This window comes from Kitasatospora sp. DSM 101779 (genome assembly GCF_025655475.1).
GTDB lineage: Bacteria > Actinomycetota > Actinomycetes > Streptomycetales > Streptomycetaceae > Kitasatospora.
Genome location: NZ_JAHTIK010000001.1, coordinates 4,354,436 through 4,371,119 on the forward strand (window position 1 = coordinate 4,354,436; position 16,684 = coordinate 4,371,119).

22 protein-coding genes are annotated in these 16,684 nt (G+C 74.9%); 14 read left to right on the plus strand and 8 right to left on the minus strand.

All coding sequences use genetic code 11. The features are described 5' to 3' along the window. Window positions 1-75: 75 nt before the first annotated feature. From KSNIM_RS19775 to KSNIM_RS19790, 4 genes are all read right to left on the minus strand, one after another. A complete protein-coding gene (locus KSNIM_RS19775; protein ID WP_263104533.1) occupies window positions 76-492 on the minus strand; it encodes a cupin domain-containing protein in 417 nt (138 codons plus the stop codon). Continuing rightward, window positions 485-1,351, minus strand: a complete 867-nt coding sequence (locus KSNIM_RS19780; protein WP_263104534.1) for a sulfurtransferase — start codon at window positions 1,349-1,351, stop codon at window positions 485-487. The genes KSNIM_RS19775 and KSNIM_RS19780 overlap by 8 nt, the downstream gene beginning before the upstream one ends. 68 nt (window positions 1,352-1,419) lie before the next feature. Then, entirely contained in the window at window positions 1,420-1,968 is a 549-nt protein-coding gene (locus KSNIM_RS19785) for an HPP family protein (RefSeq protein WP_263104535.1), read from the minus strand. A 27-nt stretch (window positions 1,969-1,995) separates the two neighbouring features. After that, complete coding sequence (locus KSNIM_RS19790; protein ID WP_263104536.1) at window positions 1,996-3,483, minus strand: vanadium-dependent haloperoxidase; 1,488 nt, start codon at window positions 3,481-3,483, stop codon at window positions 1,996-1,998. A gap of 421 nt (window positions 3,484-3,904) precedes the next feature. On the opposite strand from KSNIM_RS19790, the gene KSNIM_RS19795 reads away from it, so the two are divergent. The 3 genes from KSNIM_RS19795 to KSNIM_RS19805 all read left to right on the plus strand — a co-directional run bounded on the left by KSNIM_RS19795 (window position 3,905) and on the right by KSNIM_RS19805 (window position 6,538). After that, window positions 3,905-4,846, plus strand: a complete 942-nt coding sequence (locus KSNIM_RS19795; protein ID WP_263104537.1) for a BTAD domain-containing putative transcriptional regulator — start codon at window positions 3,905-3,907, stop codon at window positions 4,844-4,846. A 200-nt stretch (window positions 4,847-5,046) separates the two neighbouring features. Continuing rightward, entirely contained in the window at window positions 5,047-5,583 is a 537-nt protein-coding gene (locus KSNIM_RS19800; RefSeq protein WP_263104538.1) for a hypothetical protein, read from the plus strand. Between the two features lie 73 nt (window positions 5,584-5,656). Then, the gene (locus KSNIM_RS19805) at window positions 5,657-6,538 is read left to right on the plus strand and encodes a GNAT family N-acetyltransferase (RefSeq protein ID WP_263104539.1); all 882 of its coding nucleotides are present in this window, start codon (window positions 5,657-5,659) and stop codon (window positions 6,536-6,538) included. Between the two features lie 6 nt (window positions 6,539-6,544). Here the strand turns inward: KSNIM_RS19805 and KSNIM_RS19810 are convergent, their stop codons facing one another. Further along, window positions 6,545-7,120, minus strand: coding sequence for a TerD family protein (locus KSNIM_RS19810; protein WP_263104540.1), 576 nt, complete (start codon window positions 7,118-7,120; stop codon window positions 6,545-6,547). 231 nt (window positions 7,121-7,351) lie between these two features. Here KSNIM_RS19810 and KSNIM_RS19815 point away from each other — a divergent pair, with 231 nt between their 5' ends. The 3 genes from KSNIM_RS19815 to KSNIM_RS19825 all read left to right on the plus strand — a co-directional run bounded on the left by KSNIM_RS19815 (window position 7,352) and on the right by KSNIM_RS19825 (window position 9,666). Next, window positions 7,352-7,807, plus strand: coding sequence for a BlaI/MecI/CopY family transcriptional regulator (locus KSNIM_RS19815; protein ID WP_263104541.1), 456 nt, complete (start codon window positions 7,352-7,354; stop codon window positions 7,805-7,807). Window positions 7,808-7,810: 3 nt separating this feature from the next. Beyond that, window positions 7,811-8,755, plus strand: a complete 945-nt coding sequence (locus tag KSNIM_RS19820) for a M56 family metallopeptidase (RefSeq protein ID WP_263104542.1) — start codon at window positions 7,811-7,813, stop codon at window positions 8,753-8,755. 152 nt (window positions 8,756-8,907) lie between these two features. Next, window positions 8,908-9,666, plus strand: a complete 759-nt coding sequence (locus KSNIM_RS19825; protein WP_263104543.1) for a sporulation protein — start codon at window positions 8,908-8,910, stop codon at window positions 9,664-9,666. Between the two features lie 97 nt (window positions 9,667-9,763). Here KSNIM_RS19825 and KSNIM_RS19830 read toward each other — a convergent pair whose 3' ends face one another. Next, window positions 9,764-10,174: an organic hydroperoxide resistance protein gene (locus KSNIM_RS19830; protein WP_263104544.1), complete on the minus strand. Its 411-nt coding sequence runs from the start codon at window positions 10,172-10,174 to the stop codon at window positions 9,764-9,766. 124 nt (window positions 10,175-10,298) lie between these two features. Here KSNIM_RS19830 and KSNIM_RS19835 point away from each other — a divergent pair, with 124 nt between their 5' ends. The 7 genes from KSNIM_RS19835 (at window position 10,299) to KSNIM_RS19865 (ending at window position 14,001) form a co-directional block, all read left to right on the plus strand. Then, window positions 10,299-10,769: a MarR family winged helix-turn-helix transcriptional regulator gene (locus tag KSNIM_RS19835; RefSeq protein WP_263104545.1), complete on the plus strand. Its 471-nt coding sequence runs from the start codon at window positions 10,299-10,301 to the stop codon at window positions 10,767-10,769. Between the two features lie 105 nt (window positions 10,770-10,874). Then, window positions 10,875-11,327: a hypothetical protein gene (locus KSNIM_RS19840; RefSeq protein ID WP_263104546.1), complete on the plus strand. Its 453-nt coding sequence runs from the start codon at window positions 10,875-10,877 to the stop codon at window positions 11,325-11,327. A gap of 55 nt (window positions 11,328-11,382) precedes the next feature. Then, complete coding sequence (locus KSNIM_RS19845) at window positions 11,383-11,823, plus strand: MerR family transcriptional regulator (protein ID WP_263104547.1); 441 nt, start codon at window positions 11,383-11,385, stop codon at window positions 11,821-11,823. Window positions 11,824-11,835: 12 nt separating this feature from the next. After that, a complete protein-coding gene (trxA, locus tag KSNIM_RS19850; protein ID WP_317634037.1) occupies window positions 11,836-12,165 on the plus strand; it encodes a thioredoxin in 330 nt (109 codons plus the stop codon). A gap of 214 nt (window positions 12,166-12,379) precedes the next feature. Further along, the gene (locus KSNIM_RS19855) at window positions 12,380-12,802 is read left to right on the plus strand and encodes a MarR family winged helix-turn-helix transcriptional regulator (protein WP_263104548.1); all 423 of its coding nucleotides are present in this window, start codon (window positions 12,380-12,382) and stop codon (window positions 12,800-12,802) included. Between the two features lie 89 nt (window positions 12,803-12,891). After that, window positions 12,892-13,317: a PPOX class F420-dependent oxidoreductase gene (locus tag KSNIM_RS19860; RefSeq protein ID WP_263104549.1), complete on the plus strand. Its 426-nt coding sequence runs from the start codon at window positions 12,892-12,894 to the stop codon at window positions 13,315-13,317. 123 nt (window positions 13,318-13,440) lie between these two features. Beyond that, window positions 13,441-14,001, plus strand: a complete 561-nt coding sequence (locus tag KSNIM_RS19865) for a flavodoxin family protein (RefSeq protein ID WP_263104550.1) — start codon at window positions 13,441-13,443, stop codon at window positions 13,999-14,001. Here KSNIM_RS19865 and KSNIM_RS19870 read toward each other — a convergent pair. Next, window positions 13,887-14,744: an aquaporin gene (locus tag KSNIM_RS19870; protein WP_263104551.1), complete on the minus strand. Its 858-nt coding sequence runs from the start codon at window positions 14,742-14,744 to the stop codon at window positions 13,887-13,889. The two genes, KSNIM_RS19865 and KSNIM_RS19870, sit on opposite strands and share 115 nt — an antisense overlap. A gap of 173 nt (window positions 14,745-14,917) precedes the next feature. Here KSNIM_RS19870 and KSNIM_RS19875 point away from each other — a divergent pair, with 173 nt between their 5' ends. Continuing rightward, window positions 14,918-15,682: a MerR family transcriptional regulator gene (locus KSNIM_RS19875; RefSeq protein WP_263104552.1), complete on the plus strand. Its 765-nt coding sequence runs from the start codon at window positions 14,918-14,920 to the stop codon at window positions 15,680-15,682. Between the two features lie 19 nt (window positions 15,683-15,701). Here the strand turns inward: KSNIM_RS19875 and KSNIM_RS19880 are convergent, their stop codons facing one another. Beyond that, entirely contained in the window at window positions 15,702-16,679 is a 978-nt protein-coding gene (locus KSNIM_RS19880; RefSeq protein WP_411543874.1) for a helix-turn-helix domain-containing protein, read from the minus strand. Window positions 16,680-16,684: the final 5 nt, after the last annotated feature.

Consider the following 16,684-nt stretch of genomic DNA (forward strand, 5'->3'; position numbering starts at 1 on the left):
CGTCGTGCGGCGGCCGGGTACCGGGGCGCCGTGGTGGGCGCGCCTCCGGTACCCGGCAGCGGTGCGGACGACGGGTCAGGCGCCGGCGCCGACCCCGGTGGTGATCTCGTCCGGCTCGGGCGTGCGGGCCGAGGCCGGGCGGGCCCGGACGGCGAGCACCGTGCAGCCCTCGGCGCTGGACATCTGATGCCGGGTGCCCGGCTCCTCCACGACGAGGTCGCCGCGGACGAAGCGGCGGCCGTCGCTGTGGTCGAGGACCCCGTCGAGGACGAGCATCAGCTCGTGGCCGAGGTGCTCGTGGAAGTCGCCGTGCGCGCCGGGCGGGAAGCGCAGCAGCAGGGCCGCAGAGTCCTCGCCCCGCTCCGCGTCCGGGCCCCACAGGACGACGAACTCGACGCCCACGCGGCCGGGTTCGGTCCACGGCACCCAGGGCAGGTCGGTCTGGTCGAAGCCGTTGCGCAGGACGTCGCGCATCACCGTCACGTCAGGCACGGGCCACCTCCGAGGCGCGGACGACGCCCCAGGGCAGCGGCCCGGAGACGATCGGGGCGCCGATCAGGGAGCCGAACTCCCGCCAGGCGCCGTCGTAGTTGGCGACGCCGGGGCGTCCGAGCAGCTCGCTCAGCACGAACCAGCTGTGCGCGGACCGCCAGCCGATCCGGCAGTAGACGACGGTCGGCGCGTCCTTGTCGAGCTGGCTGTAGAGCGCCTCCAGCTCCTCCGCGTCGCGGAAGGTGCCGTCCGGGCGGACGGTCGCGCTCCACGGGATGTGCTGGGCGGACTCGGCGTGGCCGGGCCGCACGCCCTGGTCGTCCGGGACGCCGGGCGGGGCGGTGCGCTCGCCGAGGTACTCCTCCAGGGAGCGGCAGTCCACCAGGTTGATCGCGCCGATGCCGCCGAGGACGGTGTCCCGGTGGGCGCGCAACGACTCCTCGACCGGGCGGACGGGGTACTCGACGGGCGTCCGGACGGGGGCCTCGACGGTCAGGTCGCCGCCGAGCGCCTCCCACCGCGCCCGGCCGCCGTCCAGCAGCCGCAGCTCGCGGTGGCCGTGCAGCCGGAACTGCCAGAAGCCGGCCGCGGCCCACCAGTTGCTGTTGCCGCTGTAGAACACGACCGTGTCGTCCGGACCGATGCCGTGCCGGCCGAGGAGGGCGGCGAACGCCTCCGGGCCGATCAGATCGCGGCGGACACGGTCCTGCAGGTCGGTCGTCCAGTCGAGGCTGACCGCCCCGGGTATCCGGCCGCCCGGGTTCGGGCCGCCGTCGGTGACCTCGACGAGGACCACGCCCTCGTCGGAGCCGTGAGCCCGGACCCAGTCGCAGTCGACCAGGACGCTCTCGCGGTCCATCGTTTCTCCCTTCGGATCGCTGGGCCGGCCGGACCGGCGGCCGAGGGCCGCCGGTCCGCCGGGTGCGGTCACCACCAGTAGGTGGGGTACTTGCCGATCGCGCCGATCCGGGAGGCCAGCAGGCCGACGAGGATCAGCAGGACGCTGCCCGCTGCGAGCAGCAGCAGGAACCGCGCCGGGGCCGGGTGCTGGACGACCACCAGCACCGCGGTGGCGGCGGCCGGGGCGTGGACGGCCCGCAGCACGCCCATCAGGCCGACCGACAGGCCGGCCGCGACCGAGGCCGTCCACAGCGAGTGGCCGGCGGCCGCGGCGGCCGCGTAGCCGATCACCGCTGAGCCGATCTGGCCGAGCAGCACGTTGCGCGGCTGGGCCGGCGGCAGGGCCGGGCTGGCGCAGATGATCATCGCGGTGGCGGCGAGCGGCGCGATCAGCAGCAGCGAGTCGGTCGCCCTGCCGATCGCCGCCAGCACCAGCAGCGACACGATGGTGGCGAGCGTGCCGGACACGGTGGCCCGGGTGCCGGCGAAGGCCGGCGCGCGGCCGCCGAGGCCGCCGCCGGACCCGGCGGCCGGGGCGGGGGCGGAGGCCGGCCGGTTGGCGGTCTGGTTCGTCATGGTGTGTCAGCTCCCGTGGTGACGGCGTCAGTTGTGCGAGCCGTGGAGGAGGTCCATGGCCTTGCGGTGCACAACGCCGCCGATCTTGTGGCCCATCTCCAGGCCGGGACCGTTGTCGAAGCTCCAGTGCATGCCGCCGTAGATCCGGGAGATGCCGGCCTGCTCGGCGGCGGCGGTGAAGGTGGGCCAGCTGAGCTTCACGTCCACGGCCGGGGTCAGCCCGGGCTCGACGGTCGAGGTGCCGGCCTTGAACAGGTAAGAGTCGCCGAAGGAGTCCGTGCCGGTGAAGCGGCGGAGGAACTCGGCCGCGGCGCCGGAGAAGGTGGAGTGGCCGGAGACGGTGGCGGGGAAGCCCGGCACCGCCACGTAGGCCCGCCAGTGCACGCCGTCCATGGTGACCGTGCCCTGGCCGGGACCGCCCCAGGCGCGGATCTGCTGGCCGCGCCGGTCGTAGGGCACCAGTGTGGACGGGCGGGCGAAGTCGAACTGCCGCTTGACCGCCCAGGAGCCGATTGCGGCGTCGCACTCGGCCATGTTGAGGCCGAAGAACAACGGCGCGTCCTCGTCGATGCCGTAGCCGTCGCGGGCCGACACGAACCGGGCCCAGGACTGCTGGGCGCCGGGCGGGGTGACGTCGTTGTCCAGCCAGAACTCGGCGATCGCCTTGTGCTCGTCGGTGAGGCCGGCGCTGATCTCCACCAGCTCCTCGATCGCGTCCGACATCCGGGTCGACGGGTAGGCCGGCGGCGCCGCCACGGTGAACTGGTCCGGCCGGCTCAGCGCGAACGGCGTCGTCACGGAGAACTGCGGGGTCAGGAACTTCTGCGTCTTGCCGCCGACGATCAGCGGGGTCCAGTGCTCGGGCGCGGTGACCAGGGCGGGGTCGAAGGCGGCGACGGCCTGCGGCTGGTTCACCGCGGTGTAGCCGGTGGTGTCGACGTAGCCGCCGCCCTGGTTCGCGCCGTCCTGGTGGCGGAAGTCGAGCACCGCCCGGGCCGTCCGGCGGCCGATGCCGGCCGGGGTGTTCGGGCCGGCCTGGGCGTTCGGGTCGTAGCCGAGACTGAGCATGAAGGAGTCCGCGGCGGCCGCCTGGTTCGGGAAGAGGTCGCGCATCGCGAGGTGCGCCGCGTAGCTGACGGCCTCGTTCTTGTTGGCGAGGGTGCGCTCGCGGCGCGGGCGGCGCAGCGAGCCGCCGAACCGGGTGCCGACGGCGCAGGAGTCGTAGCAGGCCCAGGCGTCGAATATCGCGTTGTGGATGACGGCCAGCGCCCGCGCGTTGATGGTCGCCGGGCCGAACACCGTGCCGGCGAGCTTGTACTCGGCGAGGATGGCGTCCATCACGGCCTGGTTCCAGCGGACGATGACGCTGACCTGGTGCGCGCCCGGCGCGCGGCGGCCGGTCCGGGCCTCCGAGGCCCACGCGGTGGCGGGCAGGGCCAGCGCGCCGGCCACGCCGAGTCCGGCGGCGATGACCCGGCGGCGGGTGGTGTTTCGGGTGGGGAGGGGAAGGGTCATCGGTGTCGTTCCTTCTCGCGTTCGGGCCGACGGCCGGGGAAGCGGCTTTGTGCGGAAGGTATGTGACGGTTCGTGGCATGAACGTTGCAGCCGCATTGCACCGTGTTGCACGGGAGCTGACGGTGTCTCGTCAAACATTTGTACGGGCCGGAATCGATGCTGCTCAGACGAGCGGTGCCCGCCCGGAGGCCGATCGGCTTCTTCTATGGCTCCCATGCAATGCGGCGATGGCGCTCGCTGCCGCCGACCCGTGGTGGTTAGCGTGGAAAACAGGCCGCCCGACACCAGGGAGCGGGACCGACGAGCGGCACCGGGCACGGCACCGCAGCGCGGACGACACCGCGGCGAGGTGCCCGCCCCCGGCGCCGCGACGCCGTGGACCGCCCCCGGGCGGACCACGGTGCGAACACGGGGGCAAGCCATGATCCAAGCACTTCCGGGCGGCGCCGGCATCCGCAGCGTCGCCACCGCCGGGGGCGGCCAGGCGCGTCGGAGCGCCGCGGCCGAACTCCCTCCACCACCACCGCGCCCACGCGCCCTGCGGCCCGCCGACGGCCCGGACGGCCCTCGCCCGTGCCCGGCCAGGGGGGTGCGGATCGACCTGCTGGGCGGCTTCGCGCTGCACCTCGACGGCGAGGAGGTCCAACCGGGCATCGGCGCCCGCCGCCTGCTCGCCCTGCTCGCCGTCGAACCCGGCGGCCTCACCCGCGCCAGGGCCGCCGCCGTCCTCTGGCCGGGCCTGGAACCCGCCCGCGCCGGAGCGGCACTGCGCACCGCGCTGCACCGGCTCCCCGGCTGCCGCGCCGACCTGCTGCACGAAGGCCGGGAACGGCTCCGGCTCGCCCCGGACGTGGCCACCGACCTGGGCGAACTGCGCGCCACCGCCACCCGGGTGCTCAACCTCGCGCTCCCCCTGGACGCCGAGGAACTCGGCCGGGCCGCCGCCTGCGACTTCGGCCACGACCTGCTGCCCGACTGGGAGGAGGACTGGCTCGACCACCACCGGATGCGCTGGCGCGAACAGCGCCTGCACACCCTGGAGGCACTCTCCTTCCGGCTCGTCCAGGCCGGCTGGGTGGGCGCCGCGGTGGACGCCGCACTGATCGCCATCCACGCCGACAACCTGCGCGAGAGCGCACACGAGACGCTGGTCGCCGCCTACTTGGCGGCCGGCAACCGGATCGCCGCCACCACCTACCGGGCCACCTACCGGGACCTGCTCCGGCGGGAGCTCGGCGGCCGCGAGCCGGCGGCCCGCGACACGGGCGGCCGGCCCGGCGGGCCGCACGACGGCGGCGAGCAGGGCATCCGCAGCCTGCGAAGCCTGCACCGGCCCTCCACGGGCCGCCAGGACGCCCCCTAGCCAGGGCCTGTCTTCAAAAGGCACTCGGGAGGTCGTTCAGGGGCGCGTGAAAGGACCCCCCGAGCGCACTTGGAAGAACTCCCAGGACCCGTCCGCGCGGCCACCCACACCGCTCCGCCCGCTGGACCGCGGGCCGGTGCGCCCTGCCCGCGCAGACCCGTCCCGACCCGTCATCAGCCGTGTTCTGGAGGCAATGCGTCGTGACCGTGACCCCCGAGCTCAAGCCGCCCGGCCCGCTGCTGTCCGCCGCGCCCGCGCCGCAGACCCTGACCGCCCGCCTGCGCCCCGCCCTGCACCGCTGGGGCCTGACCCTGCTGCGGGCCGGACTCGGCGTGCTGTACGTGTGGTTCGGCATTCTGAAGATCATCGACCGCAGCCCGGCTGGCGTCCTGGTGACCGGCACCATCCCCGGCCACCCCGGCGGCTGGGTGGTCCCCGCCCTCGGCTGGGTCGAGGTGCTGCTCGGCCTCTGGCTGCTCTCAGGTCGCGGCCTGGTGGTCGCCCTGCCGGTGCTCGGCGCCCACCTGTGCGGCACCTTCGGCGTTTTGCTGTTCATGCCCGGCACCGCCTTCGACGACGGCAACCCGCTGCTGCTCACCCTGGTCGGCGAGTTCGTGGTGAAGAACCTGGTGCTGCTCGCCGCCGTCCTGGTGGTCACCACCGGCTCCCGCCGACGGCCGGACGACGCGGGCCAGGCCCTGGTGCCCGCCGCGGCGGGCGGGGATGCGGAGCCGTAAACGCTTTGCGGCGCAGGCCGGATGCTGCCTACGGTCGCCGGGCCGCCGTCCGCCTGCAGCGCCTGGAGCCGCCGTGCCGATCCGCCTCACCGTCCTCACCGATCCCTCCGCCGGCCCGTACCGGCGCCGGACCGCCTGGCTCGCCGCCGACGGCGACGGGGTGCCGGTGGGATCGGCCTTCCTGCGGCTGTCCGACCGTGAGGAGCAGTCCCGGCTGGCCGAGGTGGAGATCACCGTGCACCCGGCCGAGCGCCGCCGCGGCACCGGAAGCCTGCTGCTGGAGGCCGCCGCCGCGGCCGCGCGGGCGGACGGCCGGGAGATCCTGCTCGCGGTGGCGGAGGAGGGCGACCCCGGCGAGGCCTTCCTCGCCGCCCGCGGGCTGCGTCGGGTGCTGGTCCTGGTCGAGGCGCGGCTGCCGCTGGCCGACACGGACGAGGCGGAGCTCGCCGCCCGCGTCGAACGGCCGTACCCCGGCTACCGGTTGGTGGACTGGGACGGCGCCGTCCCGGACGATCTGCTGGAGCGCTACCTGGCCGCCCGCCCGGCGATGGACGACATGCCGGTCGGTGCAACGGGCCACGCCCCGGTCCGCTGGACGGCGGAGCGGCTGCGTCTCGCGGCCGAACAGGTCGCCGAGCGCGGGGACCTGCTGCACACCGTCGCCGTGCTGTCCGAGGAGGACGGCGCCATGGTGGCCTTCACCGAACTGGTGGTGCCGGGCGACGGCACCGGCGACGGGCAGCACTACGGCACGGGCGTGCTGCCCGCCCACCGCGGCCGCGGCCTGACCGGCTGGATGAAGGCGGCGTCGATCGGCAACGCCCGCCGCCGGCACCCGGCGCTGGAGGGCCTGATGACCGACACCGCGGAGGAGAACACGCCGATGCGGCGCGCCAACGATGCCTTCGGCTACCGTCAGACGCGCCGCCTCTGCCACTACCGGCTGGACCTGTAGGACGGATCAGACGTTGACGCCGTAGTCCAGCGCGATGCCGCGCAGACCCGAGGCGTAGCCCTGGCCGATCGCGCGGAACTTCCAGTCCGTGCCGTACCGGTAGAGCTCGCCGAAGACCATCGCGGTCTCGCTGGAGGCGTCCTCGGAGAGGTCGTAGCGGGCGACCTCGCGGCCGGTGGCCTGGTCGACCACGCGGATGAAGGCGTTGCGGACCTGGCCGAAGTTCTGCAGCCGGCTCTCGGCGTCGTAGATCGACACCGGGAAGACGATCTTCGAGACGGCGAGCGGCACGGCGACCAGGTCGACCTTGATCTGCTCGTCGTCGCCGTCGCCGCCACCGGTCAGGTTGTCGCCGCTGTGCTCGACCGAACCGTCCGGGCTGGCCAGGTTGTTGTAGAAGACGAAGTGCTGGTCGGTCATCACCCGGCCGTTCTCGCCGCACAGCAGGGCGCTGGCGTCGAGGTCGAAGTCGGCGCCCGTGGTCGAGCGGACGTCCCAGCCGAGGCCGACGATGACCGACGTCAGGCCCGGGGCCTCCTTGCTCAGCGAGACGTTGCCGCCCTTGGCCAGCGAGACTCCCATGGCTTCCCCTCCCGGAGTGCCGCACCGGGCCCGTCCGCCCGGCCGATCCGATCACTGTGAGCCATGAATCTACAGCACTGTAGAGGCAGGATGGGCCGTTCCCGGCGCCCTGACGCGGCCTCAGTGGACGGGCCGGACCGAACCGCTCAGTAGGATGGCGGCGCCGTCGCACCCGCGGCGCGCAGCAGCGGGCGGGCACGGGCCCTGCCGGGACGCACGGGAGGCGCCGCGATGCCCCAGGAGCGCGAGCCCTCCGACGGTGGCTTCCGGGCCCGCCGCCGCGGCCAGGGCGAGCTGGAGGCCCAGGTGCTGGAGGTGCTGCGGGAGGCGCCGGGGCCGGCCACCGCGGGCTGGGTCCAGCAGCGCCTGGACGGCGGACTCGCCTACACCACCGTCGTCACCATCCTCTCCCGGCTGCACGCCAAGAAGGCCGTCTCGCGCACCCGTTCCGGCCGCTCGTACCACTGGCAGGCCGCCGCCGACGCGGCCGGACTGGCCGCCCTGAAGATGCGCCGGGTGCTCGACAGCGAGGCCGACCGCGACGCGGTGCTCGCCAGCTTCGTCTCCGCGCTGCTCCCGCACGACGAGGTGCTGCTGCGGGCCCTGCTGGACAGCGCCTCGGACGGCGCGGTGCAGCCCGCCGGCGGCGACCCGGAGCGCGACGGGCCGGCCCACCGCGAGGGCTGAGCCGTGGGCGTCTTCGTCTTCCTCTTCCTGCCGCTGGTCCTGCCGCTGACCGCCCTGCCGATCTCCCGGCTCGCCGAGCAGCACCTGCACCCGCGCGCCGCGACCCGGCTGCTGACCGGCTTCGGCCTCGCCATGGCCGGGTGCAGCGCGCTCTGCCTCGGCCTGCTCGGCGTGCTGGGGACGGCGCAGATCCCCGGCAACCCGCTGCCGGACAGCTGGTCCGACCCCGGGGTGCGCGACATGGTGCCGTTCCACGTGGAGGTGGGTGCGGCCTCGATCGGAATGCTCGCCGTGGTGCTCGGTGCGGTGGCCCGCACTCTGGCGGGCCGGCTGCGGGTCGCCGCCCGGGCCCGCCGCGCCGTCGCCGACCTCCCCGCGGGGGACGGGCCCGCCGTCCTGCCCGACGACCGCCCGTACGCCTACGCGCTGCCGGGCGGGCCAGGCCGGATCGTGGTCTCCACCGGCATGATGGCGCACCTGGCCGAGGACGAGCGGGCGGCCCTGCTCGCCCACGAGCAGGCCCATCTGACGCACCGCCACCACCGCTACCTGCTGGCCACCCGGCTGGCCGCCTGCGTGAACCCGTTCCTGCGGCCGCTGCACCGGGCGGTGGCGTACTCCACCGAGCGGTGGGCCGACGAGGAGGCCGCGGGCGCGGTCGGCGACCGCCGGACGACGGCCCGGGCGGTCGCCCGGGCGGCCCTGGTCGCGCACCACGCGGTGCTGCCGGGGCTGCCGGCCTTCGCCGACCCCGCTCCCGGTCCGGTGCCGCGCCGGGTGGCGGCGCTGCTCGGCCCGGTGCCGTCCGGCCGCGCCTGGCCGCCCACGGACAGTCCGGCGGGCCCGGCCGCGATGCTGGCCGCGGCGGGCACCGCCGTCTCCGCGCTCTCCGCCCTGAACGCGGCCACCGCGCTGCTGCTGGTGCTCAAGGCCGCCACCCCGCTGTGACCGCGCGCCGCCGTGACCACCTCGCCGCGGTCACGGCCGCGGCGCCGTGACGGCGGGCGGGGCGGGCCGGTCGGGGTCGGGCGCCGTCCGGGTCAAGTCCGGGCAAAGTACGATCGGCCCCCTCACCACCCGAATCGGTAAGGAGAGCACCGATGGTGTTCAAGCGGCTTCTCGGCGCGCTGGGCGTCGGCGGACCCACCGTGGACACGGTCCTGTCCACGCCGACCGTGCACCCCGGCGGCACGATCCACGGCCAGGTCAACCTGGTCGGCGGCGAGCGCGAAGCGGAGATCAACGGCATCACCCTCAGCCTGGTCGCCCGGGTCGAGGTCGAGTACGAGGACCACGAGGGCCACACCAACAAGACCTTCGCCTCCACGACGGTCAGCGGCCCGCTGCGGCTGGCTGCGGGCGAGCACCGCGCCGTCCCGTTCGCCTTCCCGGTGCCGTTCGAGGCTCCGGCGACCTCCATCGCCGGCCAGCACCTGGCGGGCATGGCGCTCGGCGTGCGCACCGAGGTGGACATCGCCGGCCAGCTGGACAAGGGCGACGCCGACCCGCTGGCGGTCGAGGCCCTGCCGGTGCAGCAGCGGGTGCTGGACGCCCTGCTGGCGCTCGGCTTCCGCTTCACCCGGGCCGACCTGGAGGCCGGCCACATCCGCGGCACCCGGCAGACGCTGCCCTTCTACCAGGAGATCGAGTTCCGGGCGGCGCCGCAGTACGCGCACCGCTGCAACGAGATCGAGGTGACCTTCATCGCCGACGCGTACGGCGTCGAGGTCGTCCTGGAGTTCGACAAGCGCGGCTTCCTGCACGGCGGCGACTCGGTGCGCACCTACCACCTCGACCACGCGGCGGCCCAGCAGGATCTGACGCCCGTGGTGGACGGCTGGATCCGCGCCGCGCTGTAGCGCCACCGGCACACGGGAAACGGCGGACCGCCGGGGCACTCTCCCTGCCCCGGCGGTCCGCCGTTCTCTTTCCCCCGGTTCCCCCGTTCCGCGGCGGTTACTCGACGATCAGCTCGACCGGGATGTTGCCGCGGGTGGCCTTGGAGTAGGGGCAGACCTCGTGGGCCTGCTTGACCAGCAGCTCGGCGGTCTCGCCGGCGAGCGCCTCGGGCACCTCGACGCGCAGCACCACGGAGAGGCCGAAGCCGGTGTCGTCCTTGCCGATGTTGACCTCGGCGGTCACCGAGATGTCGCCGGTGTCGACCTTCGACTGCCGGCCGACCAGGCCGAGGGCGCTGGCGAAGCACGCCGCGTAGCCCGCCGCGAAGAGCTGCTCGGGGTTGGTGCCCTGGCCGTTGCCACCGAGCGCGGGCGGCATCGCCAGCGCCAGGTCGATCTGCCCGTCGGAGCTCACGGCCCGGCCCTCACGGCCGTTGGCGGTGGCGACAGCGGTGTACAGCGCGTCCATGGACCCGTCCTCTTCCCACATCGGATCGGCGGCCGGAGGTCCCGGCTGCCCCGTGACCACAAGTAGAGCACACAACTAAATTGGGCACAACTCAAATGCCGGCGACCCGGCTATCCTGGGAGCCATGACCGCACTGCCAGCGGTGCCCGAGGAGGACCTGCTCCGCCTCGACCGCCACATCTGCTTCTCGCTGCACGCGGCCTCGCGCGCCTTCGACAGCGTGTACCGGATCGTCCTCAAGGACCTCGGCCTCACCTACCCGCAGTACCTGGTGATGCTGGTGCTCTGGGAGCACGGCGACCTGCCGGTGAAGAAGATCGGCGAGCGGCTGCGGCTCGACTCCGGCACCCTCTCCCCGCTGATCAAGCGGCTGGAGGCGGCCGGCCGGGTGCGCCGCGAACGCAGCGCCGAGGACGAGCGCTCCGTCACCGTCCGCCTCACCGAGGAGGGCGCCGCCCTGCGCGAACAGGCGCTGGAGGCCGTGCCCCGCCGCATCCTGCGCTCCTCCTCGGTCACCGTCGAGGAGCTCGCCCAGCTCCAGCAGCTGCTCGGCCGGATCACCACCGCCCTGGACGAGGCCGCTGCCACGCTCTGAGCCCGCACCGCGCCACCCGGACGGCGCCGGGCCGGCCCCACCCGTCCGGGTGACGGCCCGTGAGCCGCCGGCGCGGCGCCCCGGGCGCGTGGTCGGCTGGGCGCCGTGCGCACCCTGCTCGCGGCCCTCGCCGCTCTGGCCCTCGCGGCCGCCCCCGCATCCGCAGCCGCCCCTGCACCTGTGCCCGCGGGCCCCGGTCCGAGCGCCGCGGCGACCGCCGGTGACGCGGCGCTGGTGCGGGACTTCCTGGCCGCGTACCGGGACGCCGTACGCGGCAGCGACCCCGGCCTGACCCCCTCCGAGGTGCGTGCCGAGTGGCTCGCCCCGGAGCTGAACGCCCGCCTCGACGCATGGCGGGCCGGCCACCCCGGCGCCGACCCGGTCTTCCGGGCGGCCACCGCCCCGGACTCCTGGGCGGCCCGCCCCGCGGGCTCGGCCGGCGGGCTCGCCCTGGTCACCGTCGACGAGCAGTGGGCCGGCGGCGCGGTGCTGCGGGTCAGGTACGCCGTGCGGCAGTCCGACCGGACGGTCGCCGACCTCCGGGACACCGCCGGCTGATTCCCCGTCCGGCCGGGCTGGCGTTGACGTCCGGGGCAAGGTCTACCGTCGGGGCATGCGGATCGGCGAGCTGGCCCGGCGGGCGGGCACCACCACACGGACCCTGCGGTACTACGAGTCGCGCGGACTGCTGCCCGCCCGGCGCACCGGCAACGGCTACCGCGAGTACGACGAGGAGGACCTCCGGCTGCTCCGGCAGATCCGCACGCTGCAGGACTTCGGCTTCGGGCTGGAGGAGACCCGGCCCTTCGTCGAGTGCCTGCAGGCCGGACACCCCGCGGGCGACTCCTGCCCGGCCTCGCTGGAGGTCTACCGGGCCAAGCTCGCCGAACTCGACGCCGTCGTGGCCCGGTTGCAGGCCGTCCGCGACGAGGTCGCCGCCCAGCTCGCCCGCGCCGAGCTCGAAGCCGCCGCCGGACTGCCCGGCGGCCCCGAACCGCGCTGCGAACTGGCCCCGCACCCCGGGCCCGGCCCGGGCCGCCCCGACCCGACGTAGAGAGGAACACCCATGGCGTTCGCAGGAATCGACGAGGTCAGCGACGGCACCTTCGCCGCCGAGGTGCTCGCGGCCGACGGGCCGGTGCTGGTGGACTTCACCGCCGCCTGGTGCCCGCCCTGCCGCATGATCGCCCCGGTGCTGGCCGAGGTCGCCCGGGAGGAGGCCGGCCGGCTGCGGGTCGTCCAGCTCGACGTGGACACCAACCCCGACACGCAGGCCCGCTACGGCGTGCTCTCGATGCCGACCCTGATGGTCTTCCGTGACGGCGAGCCGGTGAAGAGTCTGGTCGGCGCCCGCGCCAAGGCCCGGCTGCTCCGCGAGCTCGCCGACGTGCTCTGAGTCTCCCGGCGGCGCTGCAGGGCGCTGTGGGGTGCTGTGGGGTGCCGGGGAAGGTGGGCGGCGGCTTGTCCAGGGCCGCCGCCCGCGAACCCGTCCGTTTCGGAACGTACTCCTCCGGGTCTGCGGTTGTAAAGTGCAACTTGACGGCCGGTTCCGGACATCGCGTCCGCGCGCCGTACGGTGGTCCCCGCCATTCCCCACCGAAGGAGCACGCATGCCCGACCGCGACGCCGCCCTGGACGCCATCCAGCGCGAGCTCACCGCGTTCGCCCGCCGGGCCCGCCACAAGGCCGCACAGATGCACCCCGACCTGTCGCTGGTCACCTACAGCATGCTCGACCTGGTCAAGGAACGCGGCAGCTGCCGCGCCTCCGACCTCGCCGCCCACTTCATGCTCGACAAGTCCACCGTCAGCCGACAGGTCACCGCCCTCGAGAAGCTCGGCCTGATTACCCGCGAACCCGATCCGGAGGACCAGCGCGGCCAACTGCTGCGCCCCTCCGAGGACGGCCTCCGGCTGCTCGCCGACGCCGCCGAGCGCCGCCGCCTCGCCTTCCGCGAGCGCTTCACCGACTGGACGGACGACGACATCGCGCGGTTCGCCGGCTACCTCACCCGGTACGGCGCCGGGGACTGACCCCGCCCGCCCGGGCGACCCGGTCGAGGGGCGGCCGGCCGACGGCGCGCCGCCCCGGGCTGTCCGTCCGCAGCCGCGAGGATGGCGCCATGACCCGGATGACCGAGCCCGAATGGCGCGCCTTCCTCTCCCACGGCACCCGCACCGGCAAGCTCGCCACCACCCGCGCGGACGGCCGGCCGCACGTCACGCCCGTCTGGTTCGTACTGGACGGCGAGGACATCGTGCTCAACACCGCCGCGAGCAGCGTCAAGGGACGCAGCCTCGCCCGCGACCCCCGCGCCATGCTCTGCGTCGACGACCAGCAGCCGCCGTACTCCTTCGTCCTGGTGCAGGGACGCGCCGAACTCTCCGAGGACCCGGCCGAACTGCGCCACTGGGCCGGCCGGATCGGCGCCCGCTACATGGGCGAGGACCGCGCCGAGGAGTTCGCCGCCCGCAACGGCGCCCCCGGCGAACTCCTCGTCCGCCTCAGGATCGAGAAGGTCGACGCCCAGGCCGCCGTCTCCGCCTGAGTCCGTGCCTCGGCACCGGGTGCACCGGCCCACGGCGGGAAGAACCGCCACGGGCCGCGTTGTTGCACGCCTCGGCCGGCCGCCGCCGGCCCGCGACCGCACGACGACGCCCACGGAGACCCGATGGCCGACCAGGCCCCGCGCCGCTTCCTGTTCCTGCTCGGCTCCACCCGCGCCGACGGCAACGCCGAACTGCTCGCCCGGCGCGCCGCCGAGCACCTCCCCGCCGGCACCGAGCAGCAGTGGCTCACCCTCACCGACCTGCCGCTGCCCGAGTTCGCCGACCAGCGCCACGACGGCACGTACCCGCCGCCGACCGGCCACGCCCGCACCCTGCTCGACGCCACCCTCGCCGCCACCGACCTGGTGATCGTCTCCCCGCTGTACTGGTACAGCGTCAGCACGCCCGTCAAGCACTACCTCGACCACTGGTCCGGCTGGATGCGCGTCCCCGGCACCGACTTCAAGGCCCGGATGGCCGGCCGCACCCTGTGGGCCGTCAGCGCCTACGCCGGCACCGACCCCGCCGACGCCGACCCGCTCGCCGGCATGCTCCGCCGCAGCGCCGACTACCTGTCGATGCGCTGGGGCGGGCTGCTGCTCGGCTCCGGCAGCCGGCCCGGCGACGTGCTCGCCGACGAGGAGGCGTTGCTCGCCGCCAAGTCCTTCCTCGCCGCGCCCTGACCGCCCCGGCCGGGCCGACCACCCGCGGCGTCCGCGGCGCCCGGGCCGGCCGGGCGGTCCCGGCCCGCCGTCCGCGGGCCGAACAGCAGCGCCGCCAGCAGGAGCCCCGCGCCCGCGCCCGCGCACTGCGCCAGCACGAACCCCGGCACCGAGCCGGGCGCGATCCCGGCCGCCCCGACGGACAGCGCCCGGCCCGCCGTCACCGCCGGATTGGCGAACGCCCCCGAGGACGTCCCCCAGCACGCCGCGACCGCCCACCCGGCCACCGCCACCGGCGCCCAGCGCCCCCGCCCGCCGTGCAGCAGCCCGCACACCACCAGCAGCAGCACCCCGGTCGCCACCGCCTCCGCCAGCCAGAGCGGACCCTCGGCGAGCCGCCGGCCGGAGACCTCCAGCAGCGGACGGCCGAACATCGCGTTCGCCACCCCGGCACCCGCCACCGCACCGGCCAGCTGCGCCACCGGATAGCAGGCCAGTTCGCGCCCGGCAGGCCCGCCGTCCCGCCGTCCCGTCCACCACACGGCGGCGGTGACCAGTGGGTTCAGATGCGCCCCGGAGACCGGCGCCAGCACCGCCAGCAGCACGCCCAGCGCCAGCGCCGGGGCCAGCACCGCGCCCACCGCGGCGGAGCCCCCCGACCCGGGCTGCGCCGCCCGCAGCCCCGAACCGATCAGCACCGCGGCCAGCACCGCCGTGCCGACCGCCTCCGCGGCCAGCCGCCTGAACAGGGCACTCGTCCTCATGCCGCCATCGTGTCCGGGCCGGCCGGCGGCGACAATTGTCCGGTGCGCCAGGCCGGCCCCCGGCCCGCCCGGCGTCCGCTCGGAGACTCGCACGGCCCGGCCCGCCGGAACCGGCTTGACCCTCACGCACCGTGAGGCCGGAGGCTGGAGGACACGAGGAGGGAGCACCCGCGATGAGCAGCTACTCGGTCGGCCAGGTGGCCAGGACGGCCGGGGTCACCGTCCGCACCCTGCACCACTACGACGAGATCGGCCTGCTGTCGCCCAGCGGCCGTACCCCGGCCGGCTACCGCCGCTACGAGGACGAGGACCTCGACCGGCTGCAGCAGGTGCTGTTCTACCGCGAACTCGGCTTCCCCCTCGATCAGATCGCGGACATCCTGGACGACCGCTCCGTCTCGCCGAAGGAACACCTGCGCCGGCAGCACCGGCTCATCGGCGACCGGATCCGGCACCTCCAGGAACTCGCCGCGGCCGTCGAACGAGCCATGGAGGCACAGAAGATGGGCATTCAGCTGACACCGGAGGAGAAGTTCGAGGTGTTCGGGAAGGACTACCAGGAGAGCTGGGAGGACGAGGCGGAGCGGCGCTGGGGCAACACCGACGCCTGGAAGGAGTCCCAGCGGCGTACCGGCGGCTACAGCAAGGCCGACTGGGTGCGGATCAAGGCCGAGGCCGACGTGCTCAACACCCGCCTCGCCGAGGCCCTCGCGGCCGGCACCGCGCCCGACTCCGAGGAGGGCGCCGCCCTCGCCGAGGAGCACCGGCAGCACATCACCGGCAACTTCTACGAGTGCACCTACGCCATCCACCGCGGCCTCGGCGAGATGTATCTCGCCGACCCGCGGTTCACCGCCACGTACGAGAAGGTCGCCCCCGGCCTGGCCCGGTGGCTGCGTGACGCCATCGTCGCCAACGCCGACCGCCGGGAGGCGTGAGGGACACGCGGCCCGGCCGTCAGGCCGCGCCGCGGCCGAAGGTGCGCCGGTAGGCGGTGGGGGAGACCCGCATGGTGCGGCCGAAGTGGTGCCGGAAGGTCGCGGCGCTCTCGAAGCCGACCGCCGCGGCGATCTCCTCCACCGTCCCCTCCGGGGACTCCAGCAGCGGCAGGCTGGCGGCGATCCGCTGTGCCGTCACCCAGCGCATCGGGCTGGTGCCGTTGCGGGCGGTGAAGTGCCGCAGGTACGAGCGCTCGGACATCCGGGCCGCGCGGGCGAGCAGCGGCACGGTGAGCGGCCCGGCGAGCTGGTCGAGCGCCCACTGCATGGACCGCGCGACACCGTCGTCCTCGGCCGCGACCGGCGTCACCGCCGCCTCGATGAACTGGGCCTGGCCGCCGTCCCGGTGTGGCGGGACGACGAACCGGCGGGCCACCGTGTTGGCCACCCGGGCGCCGTGGTCGCGGCGCACCAGGTACAGGCAGAGGTCGATGCCGGCGGCGCTGCCCGCGCTGGTCAGCACCGTGCCGTTGTCCACGTACAGCACGTCCGGATTGACCCGCACCGCCGGGTGGCGCTGCTGCAGCAGGTCGGCGTACCGCCAGTGGGTGGTCGCCTTCAGCCCGTCCAGCAGGCCGGCCGCGGCGAGCGCGAAGGCCCCCGAGCAGATCGAGACGATCCGGGCGCCGCGCTCGTGCGCGGTGCGCAGCGCGGCGAGCAGCCCGGGGGAGACCGCGCCGCCGAAGGGGTTCGGGACGGCGACCACCATCACCGTGTCCGCGGCGGCCAGGTCGTCGAGCCCGTGCCGGGCGGTGAGGGAGAACCCGCCGACCGCGTTCAGCGGCGTCCCGGGCTCGTCGGCGCAGACCTTGACGTCGTACCAGGGCGCGGCCAGCAGGCCGCTGAGCTCGGGCCGGGCGAGCCCGAACACCTCGACCACCACGCCCAGTTCGAACGGTGTCATGCCGTCGAAGGCGTACACGGCGACGGTGTGCACCGGCT